Below are 14,521 nucleotides of genomic sequence, written 5' to 3'. Positions count from 1 at the left end.
GGACCGGCCCCGACCGGACGGTGGCGACGTCGCCGCCCGGTCAGGTTGACAACTGATATATCAACGGTATCTCTAATCTAGCAGATCTCGGTGGGGGCGCGGCGTCACCCCCATCCCAGCGAGGAGGCGCATCATGGAACTCGCCAACACCCGCATGAGCGAGCGGCAGCGGAACTACCGCGCCAATTACCGCCAGCGCGTGGCCGGCTGGTACAACGGCTTCCTGCACATCGCGATCATCTACACGATCGGCCTCACGGCCCTGTACATCTACGTCTCGAACATCCACGCGCCGAGCTGGATCGAGCTCGCGACGGTCCCGGTCGTGTTCCTGTTCTGCAATTTCTTCGAGTGGTGGCTCCACCGCTACGTGATGCACCGGCCGCAGAGCAATCCGATCGGGCGGGCCGTCTACAATCGGCACACGCTGCAGCATCACCAGTTCTTCACCGACCACGAGATGCGCTTCGCCGACCACCGGGACTACCGGGTGACGTTCTTCCCGCCCTACGCGCTGGCGACGTTCACGCTGATGTCGATCCCCGGCGCCGTCGTGCTCGGCAACATCTTCACGCCCAATGTCGGGTGGCTGTTCATCACCACGACGACCAGCATCTACATGATCTACGAGTTCATGCACTTCTGCTGCCACGTCGAGGAGAACTGGTTCGTCCGCAACATGCCGTTCATCAACACGAACCGGCGGCACCACACGGCCCATCACGACCAATCGATCATGATGGAGCGGAACATGAACCTGACCTTCCCGATCATGGACTGGCTGTTCGGCACCTCGGACCTGAACCGCGGTCTCATCGGGACGCTCTTCAACGGCTACGACACGCGCCACGTGAAGACCGACATGCGCAAGACCGCGCGCACGCCCGGTGCCCCCGAGCCCCGCGCCATGCAGGCCGCCGAGTGACCCGCCAAGTGACCCGCCAAGTGACCCGCCGCCTAGACTGACGAGCAGCCCGGAACGCCGCCATGAATATGATCGAACCGAACGTCGCCGCGCTCGCGTGGTTCGCCCTCTTCGCCGGGGTCGCCTGCACCGGCTTCTACGTGCTGGTCGGGATGTTCCCGCTGGAGACCCGCCCCGACCTGAGGGCGCGCCCCCTCGGCCTCGCGCTGATCGCGGCCAACGTCCTCCTGCTCGCGGCGCTGACCGGCGGGATGCTCGCCTACGGGGCCGCCGAGCTCCGCTGGTCGAGCCTCGTGATCGTGGGCGGCTTCGCCATCCTGTTCGCGCCCGGCCTGTTCAACGTCTGGCCCCAGCGCTGGCGCGACGGCGTCGCGGGCCTGGCGATCGTGCTCGCCGCCCTCTGCGGCGCCCTCGGCCTGCTGCAGCAGGTCGGCACCGTCTTCGTCCTCTGACCCGCACGCGCGATCCGGGAGGGATCCCATGCCGTTTCCGATCAAGTTCGGCCTGTCGGTCGCCGTCGCGCTCGCGGCGCTCGCCGGCTGGTTCTACATGGGCCATCTCGGCCAGACCGGACCGCGCTGGGCCGTGGCCTTCCTCGGCCCGTTCATGGTGGTCAGCCTCTGGATCTTCCCCGAGGTGATGCGCAACCGCTCCGACGGCCGCACCCCGCGCCACCGGATCCGGGAGGCGCGGTGATGGACAAGGTCTATGCCGGGGACCGGACGATCGACGGGATCGTCGTCACGGTGAACGGGGCGCCGCTGCCGGATCGGGCCGAGGCCAAGTGCTACTCCCGGAACGGCTTCGAGTGGAGCTACGAAGGTCCCGAGCCCTCGCAGCTCGCCTACGCGATCCTGGTGGATCATCTCGGCGACGCGGCGGAGGCGGAGCGCCTGCAATTGCGCTTCATGCGCGGCGTCGTGGCCAACTTCCAGAACGAGTGGGAGATGACGACGGCCGACGTCGCCCGCGTCCTGGAGCGCCTGGATTCGGTCGGCGCGGCGCGGTCCGGCTGAGACTTGCGGCGCCCTCCGCCGCGGCGCGTCGGGACCGCGGCGACGTTTCGTAGCGGCCCTGCCTGTGCCATGCTCCCGCGTCCGGAACCCCGGAGTCAGAGCGCAACCGGGCTGCCCAGCCCCGGGCTGGGGGCCTGTCGGAGCGAGGCCAGCATGTCCGACGACCGCTACCACCGGAAGGCGCTCGGCGACCGCCCGCTCCGTCCCGAGACGCTGATGCTCGGCTACGGCTACGACCCGGCCCTGTCCGAGGGCGCGGTGAAGCCGCCGGTCTTCCTGACATCGACCTTCGTGTTCACCTCGGCCGAGCACGGCAAAGCCTTCTTCGACTACGTCTCCGGACGGCGCGAACCGCCGGTCGGCGAGGCGGCGGGGTTGGTCTACTCGCGCTTCAATCACCCGAACAGCGAGATCGTCGAGGACCGGCTGGCCGTCTTCGAGGAGGCCGAGGCCGCGCTGGTCTTCTCCTCCGGCATGTCGGCGATCGCCACCACGATCCTGGCCTTCGCGCGGCCCGGCGACGCGATCCTGCACTCGCAACCCTTGTACGGCGGCACCGAGACCCTGATCGCCAAGACCCTGGCCGGGTTCGGCATCGCGCCGTTCGGGTTCTCCGACGGCACCGATCCGGCGAGCGTGCGCGCCGCGGCCGACCGCGCGGCGGGCGCGGGACGCGTCAGCGTCGTCATGGTCGAGACCCCCTCGAACCCGCTCAACACCCTCGTCGACCTCGGCCTCGTCCGGGCGGTCGCCGAGGAGATCGGCGCCCGGCAGGGCGGCGAGACGCCGGTCGTCGTCTGCGACAACACCCTGCTCGGGCCCCTCTTCCAGCACCCGCTGCGCGAAGGCGCCGACATCTCGGTCTACTCCCTGACGAAGTATGTCGGCGGCCACTCCGACCTGATCGCCGGCGCCGCCCTCGGCTCGGCGGCGCGGATGAAGCCGGTGCGGCTTCTGCGCTCGGCGATCGGGACCGGTCTCGACCCGCATTCCTGCTGGATGCTCGGGCGCTCGCTCGAGACCCTGTCGCTGCGGATGAGCGCCGCCAACCGCAACGGCGAGATCGTCGGCCGGATGCTGGCGGCGCACCCGAAGGTGGCGCGGCTCCACCATCTCGCGCATCTCGAGCCGGGATCGCGGCAGGCGCAGGTCTACGCCAAGCAGTGCGCGGCCCCGGGCTCGACGTTCTCGTTCGACATCGTCGGCGGCGAGGCCGAGGCGTTCCGGGTTCTCAACGGCCTCCAGCTGTTCAAGCTCGCCGTCAGCCTGGGCGGAACCGAGTCCCTCGCCAGCCACCCGGCCTCCACGACCCATTCCGGCGTGCCGAAGGCGGTGCGCGACCGGCTCGGGATCACGGACGCGACCATCCGGGTGTCGATCGGGATCGAGCACCCGGACGATCTGGTCGCCGACCTCGCGGCCGCTCTGTCGGTCCTGGGCTAGAGACGCGCCCAACGGCGGCCGGGCGCGGTGCGCACCCCGTCGAGGCGGCTCGGTCGCATCGCCCGGCAACGCGTGTCCGGCAACCGGAGACCGCGCGTTAACGACGCCCCGCATTTCGAGCGGTCGCTGCACGACATTGCGGCGACGGGACAGAATTGCGGCCGCGCAGAACTGGTCAGCGCAGGCCTTCCTTCCTAGTGTCTGGCCGCGAAACGCGACGGGACGATCGACGGATCCATGAATTTGGCAACCGGCACCCAGTTCGACACGCGGAGCGGCGCTCCGGGCACGCGCGTGGCCGCTGTAACCTTCGACCCGCGGGTCAAAGGTCTCACCTGGCTGGCGCTGAAGGGCTTTCTGCTCTCGATCGTGACCTTCGGCATCTACAGATTCTGGTACGTCACCAATCTGCGCCGCCTCTTCTGGGAGCGCACCGCGCTCGACGGCTCGCCCGCCGAGTATACCGGCACGGGCAAGGAACTGTTCCTCGGCTTCCTCGTCGCGCTCGCGATCCTCGTGCCGATCTACGTCGCGCTGTTCGCGCTCTCGCTCGTCGCGCCCGCGCTCGCCCCGTTCTCGGTGGTGATCTCCTTCGTGTTCCTGTTCCTGCTGGGACAATTCGCGATCTACCGCGGGCGCCGCTACCGCGCGATGCGGACGCTCTGGCGCGGCATCCGCCTCGGGCAGGACGGCTCGGGCCTGGCCTACGCCGCCCGAGCGGGCGGCTGGTGGCTGCTCACGCTCGTCACCTTCGGCCTGGCCTTCCCGTTCATGCGGGCGAGCCTGGAACGCTACCGCATCGACCACACCCTGGTCGGGACCAGCCGGATGCACTCGACGGCGCGGGGCCGCAGCGTGCTCGGTCCCTGGCTCCTGCTGTACGGGGTCGGGCTGGGGCCGCTGATCGGGCTCGGCATCGCCCTCCTGGTCGCGGCGGATTTCTCGCTGCCCACGGACCTCCTGGTACCGAAGCCCGGCGGCAAGGCCGGCCAGACGATCCTCAACCCCGCCTACGCGGCCTCGAAGATCGGCATCCTCCTCCAGGCGATGGGCTTCGTGGCCGCGATCTGCGTGCCCGCGGCGCTGCTCCTGCTCCCGTACTACCGCGCCCGCGAGACGCGGGCGTTCATGGGCGCCGCCAGCCTCGGTCACGCCCGCCTCGCCTCGAGCCTGAAGGCGCGGCAGTTCTACTGGCCGTACATCGTCTACATGCTGTCGCTCCTGGGCTTCCTCGTCGTGCTGGGCCTCGTCGCGGCTCTGCTGATCTTCGCCGCACGGGCGGCGGGCGATCTCAGCATGCTCCACTGGCTCGTCGTCCTCATCTACCTAGTCGGCGCGCCGCTCTTCGCGGTGCTCTACGTGCGCGTGGTGCAGGCCCGCCTGTGGGCGGCGGTCGCGACGAGCACGACCGTGACGGATCCCGAAGCCCTGGATGCCGTCCTCGCCTCGTCCCGCGGTGCCGGCAGCGGTCTGCAGGAGGGCCTCGCCGACGCGCTCGACGTCGGAGGCGCGCTCCAGATCGGCTTCTGACGCTTGACCCGCGCTTCCCAGGCGATCGACGCGACGCCGATCGAGGTCGAGGGCCGCTACTTCGACGGCGTCAGCGCGCGGGCACATCCCGTCGCGCTGCGCCTCGACGACCGCTTCCGTGTCTCCGGGCCCGGAATCGCCCAGGACTGGAACCTGCTCGACCTGCGCGCCGCCGTCTCCGTGCCGCCGCTGATGCGGATCGGTCCGGCCGGCGAGCCGGTCCGCGTGGAGTTCTCGGACGCGACGCTCGCCGCCGCGCTCGCGGCGCGCTGCCCGGACCTCCATCGCCGGGAGCGCTCGGGCGGCACGGTGCGGCTCGTGCTCTGGTCTCTCGCGGCCGGTCTCTCGGTCCTGCTCGTGGCGGTCTTCGGCGTCCCGCAGATCGCCGGGCTGCTGGCCCCGCTGGTGCCGGACGCGGCCGAGGCGCGGCTCGGGGCGGTGGCGGAACCGCAGGTCCTGCGCTTCCTCGGCGATCCGCCGGCCTGCGCGGAGCCCGCAGGCCGCGCGGCCCTCGACACGCTCGTGGCCCGCCTCGTCGCGGCCGGTCGGGCGGAGGGCTCACTGCCACCCGAGGTGGCCGTGAGCGTGCGCCGGCACGGCACGGCCAACGCCTTCGCCCTGCCGGGCGCCCGCGTGATCGTGCTCTCGAGCCTCATCGCGCGGGCGCGGTCGGCCGACGAGGCCGCGGCGGTCCTGGCGCACGAGCTCGGCCACGTCCGCCGACGCGATCCGACCCGCTCCCTCATCCGGGCGTCGGGCACCTCGTTCCTGTTGAGCCTGGTCCTGGGGGACCTGACCGGCTCGACCATCATCATCGCGCTGGGCGACGCGGTGCTCTCGGCCGGCTACAGCCGCGACGCCGAGCGGGCGGCGGACGCCTACGCGGTCGACCTCATGACCCGCGCGGGCGGCAACGGCGCGGCGCTCGCCGACATCCTCGAGCGCATCGCCAAGGACAAGCACGACGGGAAGAGCGACGTGCTGGACCTGCTGCGCAGCCATCCCTTCACGCGCGAGCGCGCCGCCGCGATCCGCGCCCAGGCGGGCCCTGCGGCGGCCGAACGCCAGATCCTGTCCGGCGCCGACTGGACCGCGCTCAAGGGCATCTGCGGGCCCGAGACGAAGACGACCGAGCCGTAGGTCCGGCTCCCCGGACGGTCGCCGTCCGCAGTCAGCCGCGGCGGACGACCCGGCTCCGGTCTCCGAGCCGGTCGGTGTCGCCTCGGCCGGCGGCCCGACTGAGATTCTGGGCAACTAATTGCTGTCGGATCGCCCGCCCCTCGGCTTCTGTGACGCAGGCACAGAGGAGGAGCGGATGGCACACCACGCGACCGGGGTTCCGAATCCGCCCCCGTTCGATCCCGAGGCGATCCCGGAGGCCGCCACCCTCGCGCGCGGCGGGACCGGCCTCCGGTTGCAATGGCGCGACGGGCTGACCGCGACGCTGTCGGCGGAGCGGCTGCGGCTGCGCTGCCGCTGCGCGTGGTGCACCCGTGACCGGGTCGAGCGACGCTTTCCTCAGGCCGCCGCCGACATCGCGGTCGCGCGGGTCGAACCGATGGGCGCCTACGCCGTCCACATCGCGTTCTCCGACGGCCACGCCCGCGGGATCTTCCCCTGGTCCTACCTGCGCGCCCTCGTGGCCGAGGCCGTCGACGACCCGCCCGACGCCGCGCAGGCCGCCTGACCGCGCGATCCGATCCTCCGGCGATCCCACACGCCCCGCCCCTGACCTGACACGAGATCTTGCCATGAGCGCGTTCGAATCCGCGACGAAGACCGAGATTATCGAGACCGACATCCTGGTGATCGGCGGCGGCACCGGCGGTCCGATGGCCGCGATCAAGGCCAAGGAGGCCGATCCGAAGCTCCGGGTCGTCCTGATGGAGAAGGCCAACGTCAAGCGCTCGGGCGCGATCAGCATGGGCATGGACGGGCTGAACAACGCCGTCGTGCCGGGCTACGCCACCCCCGAGCAGTACGTGAAGGAGATCACCGTCGCCAACGACGGCATCGTCAATCAGAAGGCGGTGATGGCCTACGCGCAGGGGTCGTTCCCGATGATCCAGTACCTCGACAAGCTCGGGGTCAAATTCGAGAAGGACGGCTCCGGCGAGTACAACATGCGCAAGGTCCACCACATGGGGACCTACGTGCTGCCGATGCCGGAAGGGCACAACGTCAAGAAGGTCCTCTACCGGCAGCTCCGCCGCCTCCAGGTCGGCGTGACGAACCGGTACATGGCGACGCGCCTGCTGAAGGGCGCGGACGGGCGCATCGCCGGAGCGATCGGCGTCAACACCCGCACCTCCGAGTTCCTGGTGGTGAAGGCCAAGGCGGTGATCCTGGCCTGCGGGGCCGCCGGCCGCCTCGGCCTGCCGGCCTCCGGGTACCTGTTCGGGACCTACGAGAACGCGGCGAATTGCGGCGACGGCTACGCGATGGCCTACCACGCGGGCGCGCAGCTCGCGAACCTCGAGTGCTACCAGATCAACCCGCTGATCAAGGACTATAACGGCCCGTCCTGCGCCTACGTCACCGGCCCGTTCGGCGGATACACGGCCAACAATCGCGGCGAACGCTTCATCGAGTGCGATTACTGGTCCGGACAGATGATGCTCGAGTTCTGGCGCGAGCTGCAGGGCGGCAACGGCCCGGTCTTCCTCAAGATGGACCATCTGCGCGAGGAGACGATCTCCGAGATCGAGACGATCCTGCACTCGAACGAGCGCCCCTCCCGCGGACGCTTCCACGAGCGGCGCGGCACCAATTACCGCCAGCGTCCCGTGGAGATGCACATCTCCGAGATCGGCTTCTGCTCGGGCCACTCGGCCTCGGGCGTCTTCGTCGACGAGTTCGCGCGCACGACGGTCCCCGGCCTCTACGCGGTCGGCGACATGGCGAGCGTGCCGCACAACTACATGCTGGGCGCCTTCGTGAACGGCGGCATCGCCGGGGCCGACGCCGCCGCCTACTGCACGGCCAACGCCCTCGCCGACCATGACCCGGCGGACATCGCGGTCGAGCGCGAACGGGTCCTGGCGCCGACCCGGCGCGTCGACGGGCTCACCCCGCACGAGATGGAGTTCAAGACCCGCCGCTTGGTGAACGACTATCTCGAGCCGCCGAAGGTGACGGCGAAGATGGAGCTCGGCCAGCGCCGCTTCGCCGAGATCCGCGAGGACCTCGACCTGCTCTGCGCCCGCGACCCGCACGAGCTGCACCGGGCGCTCGAGATGCAGACGATCCTCGACTGCGCCGACATGGCGGCGGCCGCCTCGCTCTACCGCACCGAGAGCCGTTGGGGCTTCTACCACCTGCGCGTCGACTATCCCGAGACGAACGACGCCGAGTGGGCCTGCCACACGGTCCTGTTCAAGGACGGCCAGGGCCGGATGGCCCACGCGAAGCGCGCCGTCGACCCGTTCATCGTGCCGGTCGCCGCCGAGGAGATGGGCGCCTACCACCAGCTCCGCATCAAGACGCCGGCCGCCGCCGAGTAATCCCGCCCCGTACCGGAGATCGATCCATGCCGATCATCAATCAGGCCAGCAGCGCCGCGGTCGTCATCGACGACGTCAAGTGCATCGCCGAGAAGGGCTGCCGCGTCTGCGTCGACGTCTGCCCGCTCGACATCCTCGCGATCGATGAGACCCGGCAGAAGGCCTACATGAAGTACGACGAGTGCTGGTACTGCATGCCCTGCGAGGTCGACTGCCCGACGAACGCGGTCAAGGTCAATATTCCCTACCTGCTGCGCTGAGGCCGACCATGAGCCCCGTGTTCGATTCCTTCGACGACGATCTCGACGACGTGGCCGAGCGCTGCGCGAGTGCCGACGCCGGCGTCCGGCGCGTCGCGATGATGGAGCTCGCCGAGGCCGTCGGCCCCGCGGCGAAGGTCCTGCTCCTCAAGGGCCTCGGCGATCCGGACGCGGCCGTCCGCGCCGCGGCGGCCAAGGCGCTGGACGAGCACGACGGCGCGGACGTCGTCGAGGGCCTCGTGCGGTCCCTGGAGGACGACGACGAGGCCGTGCGCCGCACCGCCGCCGATACCCTGGCCGAGAAGAAGGAGCCGGCATGCGGGCCGCTCCTGATCGAGCGCGCCGCGCACACCGACCCGTTCGTGCAGGCCTCCGCCCTGCGGGCCCTGCGCGAGCTCGTCCTGCCGGACGCCCTGTCGGCCGCGCTGAAGGCGCTCCAGAGCCCGTCCCCGGAGGTGCGCCGCGAAGGTCTCGGCGTCATCGGCTACCTCAAGGCCGAGGAGGCGCTGCCGGCGCTGATCGCCACCGCGGGCGATCCCGACCCGACGGTCCGGCGCGCCACGATGGCGGCGCTGGTCTTCCTGCGCCCCGGCGGTCCGGGCATCGGCACGCTGATCGCCGGCCTGTCCGACGAGCACTGGCAGGTTCGCGAGGAGGCGGCCGTCTCCTGCGCCAAGATCCGGCTGCCCGAGGCGACGGCGCCCCTGATCGCCGTGATGGACGATCCCGTCTGGCAGGTCCGCACCAAGGCGGCCAATGCCCTGGGCCGGATCCGGGCGCCGGCGGCCGTCGAGATCCTGGGCCGGGCGCTGACCTCGGAGGTCAGCAACCTGCGCAAGGAGGCGGCCGCAGCCCTCGGCGAGATCGCCGACCCGCGAGGCCTCTCGGCCCTTGAGGCGGCCGCCAACGATCCCGATCCCGACGTGCGCAAGCTCATCCAGTGGGCGATCGGACGCTGTCAGGGACGCCCCTGATCGATCCGGCCGTCTCGGCCTCGTCGCGGCGCCGCATCCTCCGGGTGCGGCGCCGCTTCACGTCCGCTCGGCTCCGCGATATCCAGACGCTGCCGGTGCCGGCGGCCAGTTTAGAGCTGGTACAGGGTTTGCTGCGCCGCGGCAGGTAGGATGCTGGAGGCGGCAATGCAGACCACGGCGCCGATACGCCCGTCTCAGGCCCCGGCGGGGCTCCAGACCCAGGCGAGCGCCCTCCTGCTGTCCGAGGCCGCGCCCAAGGCCGGAACCGGGCAGCGCCCTCTCCTCGACGGGCTGACCGAGCGCGAGGTCGCCCTCGTGCTGGAGAAGGGCCGGCGGCGCGTGCTCTACCGCGGCGCGACCCTGTTCACCCAGGAGACGCCCAACGACGGGATCTGGATCGTCGAGAGCGGCCGCATCCGGGTCTTCTACGCCGCGCCGTCCGGTCGCGAGATCACGCTGGCCTACTGGTACCCCGGCAACTTCGTCGGCGGTCCCGACGTGTTCGGCGCCGGCCTCCACAAATGGTCGGGCATGGCGGCGAGCAATTCCAGCGTGCTGCACCTACCGGCCAAGGCGCTCCGGCAGCTCGTGACGCAAATCCCGGCCCTCGCGATCGGGGTGATCGACGGCCTGACCTTCAAGGGCCGCTGCTACTCGACCCTGGCCCAGATGCTCGGGACCCGCTCGATCACCGAGCGCCTCGCCCACCTGCTCCTGCACCTGTGCGACCTCTACGGCGTGGCGGAGGAGGACGGGACGGTGATCGCGGCGACCTTCACGCACGCCGACCTCGCCCACATGGTCGGCGCCACACGGCAATGGGTGACGATCAGCCTGAAGCGGCTCTCGGAGCAGGGCGTCCTCGTCACGCGGCGCACGCAGATCGTCGTGCTGCGTCCCGACATCCTCGCGGCGATGCGCGGCGGCGAGGAATGCGCCTAAAACGCGAGCGTCCCGCACAAAACCGCAGCACATCCGGAGCCGCTCGACCTTTTTGCGCAACTAATCGACCCGCAGGCGTCCTCGGCATTTGATCGGACGCGCCGCAGCGCCCGATCATGCCGTCGATGTCTTCGCGACATCGGGCCGAAATGTTGGAGCGGGCGATGACTGGACGATTTCCCGGGCTCAGATCGGTCTCCGCTCTCGCGCTCCTCGCGCTGGCGGGCGCCGGGATCGGGGCACCGGCCCGCGCCGAGACCCTCACCGTCGGCATCGGCACGCAGGACACGACGACCAACACCGCGACGGTCGGCGTGGTGATCCGCCAGCTCAAGCTGCTGGAGAAGTACCTGCCCAAGACCGGCAAGTACGCCGGCACGACCATCCAGCTCGACTGGCAGAACTTCACGTCCGGGCCGCCGGTCACGAACGGCATGATGGCCGGGAAGCTGCAGTTCGGCGCGATGGGCGATTACCCGCTCGTCGTCAACGGCGCGACGTTCCAGAACAATCCCGAGAGCCAATCGCGACTGATCGCGGTCGCCGCCTACAATCTCCACGGATCCGGCAACGGGATCGTGGTCAACAAGGCTTCCGAATACTTCTCGTTCGAGGATCTGAAAGACAAGGTCGTCAGCGTGCCCTTCGGGTCGGCGGCCCACGGGATGGTCCTGAAGGCGCTGCAGGACAAGGGCTACCCGGCCACCTATTTCCGCCTGGTCAGCCAGAGCCCGGAGGTCGGCTCGACCAATCTCCAGGAGCGGAAGATCGACGCGCACGCGGATTTCGTCCCCTTCGCCGAGCTTCTGCCGTTCCGCGGCTTCGCGCGCAAAGTGTTCGATGGCGTCGAGACCAACCTCCCGACCTGGCACGGCGTGGTCGTGCGCTCCGACTTCGCCGACCGCTACCCCGAGATCGTCGAGGCCTACCTGAAGGCCGTCCTCGACGCCGACGCCTGGGTCAAGGCCGATCCGAAGCGCGCCGCCGAGCAGATCGCGGCCTGGACCGGCACCGACAAGGAGGTGGTCTACATCTTCCTCGGGCCCGGCGGGATCATGACCGTCGATCCCACGATCAAGCCGCAGCTGGTCGAGGCCGCCCGCGAGGACGTCAAGGTCCTGCAGCGGCTCGACCGGATCAAGACGTTCGACGTCGGTCCGTGGGTCGACGACGGGCCGCTGCGCAAGGTCTTCGCCGAGCGCGGCCTGGACTACGCGCAGCAGCGCGCGAGCACCGCCAATTACGAGGTGCGCGGCGAGGACACGTACTGCAAGAGGCCCGTCACCGAGCCGCGCAAGGCCGGCGAGATCTGGGTGAAGGGCGGGGCGATCCAGCCCTACGCGAGCGCGGCCTGCACGCTCGGCGCGCTGAACGAGATGAAGTCCAAGGGGCAGGCCGTCGACGTCGCCTACGTCTTCGACACGGCCCGCGGCATCAAGCTGTTCGCCCGGGAGGCCTTCTACGTCGTCGACGGCAAGGGCGGCATCGCGCCGTTCCTGCTGAAGCAGGACGCCGAGGCCGCGGCGCGGGGCGGCGGCACGGTGATGCCCTACGACGAGGCCCTGAAGGCCGCTGTGACGGGAGGCTAGAACCGCATGGAAGCTGTCGCTCTCCGGCCCGCCGCCGAGTCGCGCCCGCCGCGGGCGGCGCCCCTCCCGCCGCCGGCCGCGTCCGCCCGCCCCGCGACCGGCCGCGTCCGCCGCTGGCTGCGGCTGCATCACGGCGCGTTCCGGGCCGCGCTGATCGGGCTCACCTCCCTGATCCTGTTCGTCGCGCTCTGGCAGTATCTGACCGCGAACCGCGTCACCCTCTACGTGCGGTTCCTGAACATCCCGACGCCGATGGACGTCGTGGATCGCGCGGCGATCGCCCTGCGCAGCCCGAACTTCGGCGACCACGCGCTCATCTCCTGCCGCCGGATCCTCTTCGGATTTCTCCTGGCCGGCGGCGTCGCCGTGCCGCTCGGGCTCCTCATGGGGCGCTACCGCCTCCTGCGCGAGATCGCCTTCCCGATCTGCGAGGTGCTGCGGCCGATCCCGGCGATCGCCTGGGTGCCGATGGCGATCATGCTCTGGCCGACCAACGAGGGCTCGATCGTCTTCATCACCTTCCTGGGCTCGTTCTTCCCGATCCTGATCAACACACTCCAGGGCATGGTCCAGGTCGACCCGGTCCTGGTGCGGGCCGCACGCTGCCTCGGCGCCCGCGAGGCGGCGGTGTTCCGCGAAGTCTACCTGCCGGCCTCGCTGCCGCAGATCTTCACCGGGCTGACGGTCGGCATGGGGGTGGCCTGGGTCTCGCTGATCGCCGCCGAGATGATCTCCGGCCAGTTCGGCATCGGCTACTTCACCTGGGAAGCCTACTCGCTGGTCCAGTACCCGGACATCGCCCTCGGCATGATCACGATCGGGCTGCTCGGCCTCGGCTCCAGCTTCGCGATCCGTCTCGTGGGCCGCCTCGTCATGCCCTGGGCCGCGGCCCGCTAGGCCTCCGCCCGCCGCCCGGCGCGGTCCTCGCCGGACCGGTCCTCCACGCGCGTCACCAATCGGGAGCTTGCCATGGCAGAATCGAGCCGGGGCCTGATCGAGGTCAGCGACTTCTGCCTGCGCTACGAGACGATGGAGGGATCCGTCGAGGCCGTCTCGAACGCCTCGCTCACCGTCCATCCCGGCGAGTTCGTGTCGATCATCGGGCCCTCGGGCTGCGGGAAGTCGACGCTGCTCAACGCTCTGGCCGGCTTCCTCAAGCCGTCGTCCGGGCGGGTCACCGTCGACGGCGAGGCGATCGTGGGACCGAGCGCGGATCGCGGCATGATCTTCCAGCAATACTCACTGTTTCCCTGGAAGACGGTGCGCGAGAACGTCGAGTTCGGCCTGAAGATGAAGGGCGTCCGGCGCAGCGAGCGCGAGCGACAGGCGCGGACGCTGCTCGGCCTCGCCGGGCTCACGGCGTTCGAGAACCACTATCCGGACCGATTGTCCGGTGGGATGAAGCAGCGTGTCGGCATCGTGCGCGCGCTCGCCACCGGCCCGCGCATCCTGCTGCTCGACGAGCCGTTCGGCGCCCTCGACGCGCAGACGCGGCTGATCATGCAGCAGATCCTCACCAACATGTGGCAGCGCCTGAAGATCTCGGTGCTGTTCGTGACCCACGACATCGACGAGGCGATCTTCCTCTCCGACCGCGTCTACGTGATGACCGCCCGACCCGGGAGCATCAAGGCCGAAATCGTGGTGCCCCTGCCCCGCCCGCGCCAGCCGGCCCTGACCCTGTCGTCCGAGTTCCTGGGCCTGCGCCGGGGGCTGATGTCGCTGATCCGCGAGGAGAGCCTCCGGGCGATGGGCGGCGAGGTCAGCGCCGAGGCGATGAAGGGGCTGGCGATCGATCTCGAGGGCCAGGATCTCCCCGCGCTGCTCTGACCCCTGCGCCGAGGTGCGAAGTCATGACCTATGTCGGCACCGAGAACTGCATCCGCTGCAAGTACACCGACTGCGTCGAGGTCTGCCCGGTCGACTGCTTCTACGTCGGCGAGACCATGCTGGTGATCAACCCGGACGAGTGCATCGATTGCGGCGTCTGCGAGCCCGAATGCCCGGCCGATGCCATCAGGGCCGACACCGAACCGGAGATGGCGGGCTGGAAGACCTTCAACGCCAAGTACGCCGATCTCTGGCCCAACATCACCGAGAGGACCGAGCCGGCCGACGACGCCGCGGCGTGGGACGGCCGCGACGGCAAGCTGCTCGACCTGTTCGGGACTGCCGACCCGGCGTCCGCCTGAGCGAGGACTGATCCGTCGATGAGCAAGTTCTACGAGGAGCGCGTTCTGTCGATCCACCACTGGACCGACAACCTGTTCTCGTTCCGCACGACGCGGGATCCGGCGTTCCGGTTCCGCAACGGCGAGTTCACCATGATCGGCCTGGAG

Annotated in this window: 16 protein-coding genes and 1 pseudogene; all 17 read left to right on the top strand. The window is 70.0% G+C overall.

Going from position 1 to position 14,521, the window contains the following annotated elements:
- Positions 1-133 precede the first annotated feature (133 nt).
- On the top strand, positions 134-925 hold the full coding sequence (locus ABIC30_RS30210) for a sterol desaturase family protein (RefSeq protein WP_354456675.1): 792 nt from the start codon (positions 134-136) through the stop codon (positions 923-925).
- A gap of 62 nt (positions 926-987) precedes the next feature.
- Positions 988-1,377 carry a hypothetical protein gene (locus ABIC30_RS30205; RefSeq protein WP_354456674.1) on the top strand — a complete coding sequence of 130 codons (390 nt, stop codon included), beginning with the start codon at positions 988-990 and terminating at the stop codon, positions 1,375-1,377.
- A gap of 28 nt (positions 1,378-1,405) precedes the next feature.
- Positions 1,406-1,621, top strand: a complete 216-nt coding sequence (locus ABIC30_RS30200; protein WP_020095789.1) for a hypothetical protein — start codon at positions 1,406-1,408, stop codon at positions 1,619-1,621.
- The gene (locus tag ABIC30_RS30195; RefSeq protein ID WP_132368324.1) at positions 1,621-1,941 is read left to right on the top strand and encodes a DUF6166 domain-containing protein; all 321 of its coding nucleotides are present in this window, start codon (positions 1,621-1,623) and stop codon (positions 1,939-1,941) included. Before ABIC30_RS30200 ends, ABIC30_RS30195 begins: the two co-directional genes overlap by 1 nt.
- A gap of 153 nt (positions 1,942-2,094) precedes the next feature.
- Positions 2,095-3,384: a cystathionine gamma-synthase family protein gene (locus ABIC30_RS30190; protein WP_354456673.1), complete on the top strand. Its 1,290-nt coding sequence runs from the start codon at positions 2,095-2,097 to the stop codon at positions 3,382-3,384.
- A 237-nt stretch (positions 3,385-3,621) separates the two neighbouring features.
- Entirely contained in the window at positions 3,622-4,914 is a 1,293-nt protein-coding gene (locus ABIC30_RS30185) for a YjgN family protein (RefSeq protein ID WP_354456672.1), read from the top strand.
- A gap of 3 nt (positions 4,915-4,917) precedes the next feature.
- Positions 4,918-6,054, top strand: coding sequence for a M48 family metallopeptidase (locus ABIC30_RS30180; RefSeq protein WP_354456671.1), 1,137 nt, complete (start codon positions 4,918-4,920; stop codon positions 6,052-6,054).
- Between the two features lie 175 nt (positions 6,055-6,229).
- Positions 6,230-6,601 (top strand): DUF971 domain-containing protein, encoded by a 372-nt coding sequence (locus tag ABIC30_RS30175; protein WP_354456670.1) that lies wholly within the window; start codon positions 6,230-6,232, stop codon positions 6,599-6,601.
- A gap of 64 nt (positions 6,602-6,665) precedes the next feature.
- Complete coding sequence (locus tag ABIC30_RS30170) at positions 6,666-8,417, top strand: fumarate reductase/succinate dehydrogenase flavoprotein subunit (RefSeq protein WP_354456669.1); 1,752 nt, start codon at positions 6,666-6,668, stop codon at positions 8,415-8,417.
- A gap of 26 nt (positions 8,418-8,443) precedes the next feature.
- Positions 8,444-8,677, top strand: a complete 234-nt coding sequence (locus tag ABIC30_RS30165; RefSeq protein ID WP_354456668.1) for a 4Fe-4S dicluster domain-containing protein — start codon at positions 8,444-8,446, stop codon at positions 8,675-8,677.
- An 8-nt stretch (positions 8,678-8,685) separates the two neighbouring features.
- The gene (locus ABIC30_RS30160; RefSeq protein WP_020095797.1) at positions 8,686-9,651 is read left to right on the top strand and encodes a HEAT repeat domain-containing protein; all 966 of its coding nucleotides are present in this window, start codon (positions 8,686-8,688) and stop codon (positions 9,649-9,651) included.
- Between the two features lie 165 nt (positions 9,652-9,816).
- Positions 9,817-10,593, top strand: a complete 777-nt coding sequence (locus ABIC30_RS30155; RefSeq protein ID WP_091682861.1) for a Crp/Fnr family transcriptional regulator — start codon at positions 9,817-9,819, stop codon at positions 10,591-10,593.
- A 164-nt stretch (positions 10,594-10,757) separates the two neighbouring features.
- Entirely contained in the window at positions 10,758-12,182 is a 1,425-nt protein-coding gene (locus ABIC30_RS30150; protein WP_244540034.1) for an ABC transporter substrate-binding protein, read from the top strand.
- Positions 12,183-12,188: 6 nt separating this feature from the next.
- Entirely contained in the window at positions 12,189-13,079 is an 891-nt protein-coding gene (locus ABIC30_RS30145) for an ABC transporter permease (RefSeq protein ID WP_103986284.1), read from the top strand.
- Positions 13,080-13,151: 72 nt separating this feature from the next.
- Positions 13,152-14,012, top strand: coding sequence for an ABC transporter ATP-binding protein (locus ABIC30_RS30140; protein ID WP_103986285.1), 861 nt, complete (start codon positions 13,152-13,154; stop codon positions 14,010-14,012).
- A gap of 23 nt (positions 14,013-14,035) precedes the next feature.
- Positions 14,036-14,374 (top strand): ferredoxin FdxA, encoded by a 339-nt coding sequence (fdxA, locus tag ABIC30_RS30135; protein ID WP_354456667.1) that lies wholly within the window; start codon positions 14,036-14,038, stop codon positions 14,372-14,374.
- A gap of 18 nt (positions 14,375-14,392) precedes the next feature.
- Positions 14,393-14,521: pseudogene (locus tag ABIC30_RS30130) on the top strand (ferredoxin--NADP reductase); the annotation flags it as partial.

The sequence above is a fragment of the Methylobacterium sp. 1030 genome (assembly GCF_040544715.1).
GTDB lineage: Bacteria > Pseudomonadota > Alphaproteobacteria > Rhizobiales > Beijerinckiaceae > Methylobacterium.
The sequence above is the reverse complement of the archived record's forward strand: the minus strand, read 5'-3'. Positions and strand labels throughout refer to the sequence as shown.

Excerpts from the sequence above, each read along its gene's own strand:
- ABIC30_RS30210 (WP_354456675.1), top strand. The coding sequence starts at position 134 with ATGGAACTCGCCAACACCCGCATGAGCGAGCGGCAGCGGAACTACCGC.
- ABIC30_RS30200 (WP_020095789.1), top strand. The coding sequence starts at position 1,406 with ATGCCGTTTCCGATCAAGTTCGGCCTGTCGGTCGCCGTCGCGCTCGCG.
- ABIC30_RS30195 (WP_132368324.1), top strand. The coding sequence starts at position 1,621 with ATGGACAAGGTCTATGCCGGGGACCGGACGATCGACGGGATCGTCGTC.
- ABIC30_RS30155 (WP_091682861.1), top strand. The coding sequence starts at position 9,817 with ATGCAGACCACGGCGCCGATACGCCCGTCTCAGGCCCCGGCGGGGCTC.
- ABIC30_RS30160 (WP_020095797.1), top strand. The coding sequence starts at position 8,686 with ATGAGCCCCGTGTTCGATTCCTTCGACGACGATCTCGACGACGTGGCC.
- ABIC30_RS30150 (WP_244540034.1), top strand. The coding sequence starts at position 10,758 with ATGACTGGACGATTTCCCGGGCTCAGATCGGTCTCCGCTCTCGCGCTC.
- fdxA (WP_354456667.1), top strand. The coding sequence starts at position 14,036 with ATGACCTATGTCGGCACCGAGAACTGCATCCGCTGCAAGTACACCGAC.
- ABIC30_RS30205 (WP_354456674.1), top strand. The coding sequence starts at position 988 with ATGAATATGATCGAACCGAACGTCGCCGCGCTCGCGTGGTTCGCCCTC.
- ABIC30_RS30165 (WP_354456668.1), top strand. The coding sequence starts at position 8,444 with ATGCCGATCATCAATCAGGCCAGCAGCGCCGCGGTCGTCATCGACGAC.
- ABIC30_RS30145 (WP_103986284.1), top strand. The coding sequence starts at position 12,189 with ATGGAAGCTGTCGCTCTCCGGCCCGCCGCCGAGTCGCGCCCGCCGCGG.
- ABIC30_RS30185 (WP_354456672.1), top strand. The coding sequence starts at position 3,622 with ATGAATTTGGCAACCGGCACCCAGTTCGACACGCGGAGCGGCGCTCCG.
- ABIC30_RS30140 (WP_103986285.1), top strand. The coding sequence starts at position 13,152 with ATGGCAGAATCGAGCCGGGGCCTGATCGAGGTCAGCGACTTCTGCCTG.
- ABIC30_RS30175 (WP_354456670.1), top strand. The coding sequence starts at position 6,230 with ATGGCACACCACGCGACCGGGGTTCCGAATCCGCCCCCGTTCGATCCC.
- ABIC30_RS30170 (WP_354456669.1), top strand. The coding sequence starts at position 6,666 with ATGAGCGCGTTCGAATCCGCGACGAAGACCGAGATTATCGAGACCGAC.
- ABIC30_RS30190 (WP_354456673.1), top strand. The coding sequence starts at position 2,095 with ATGTCCGACGACCGCTACCACCGGAAGGCGCTCGGCGACCGCCCGCTC.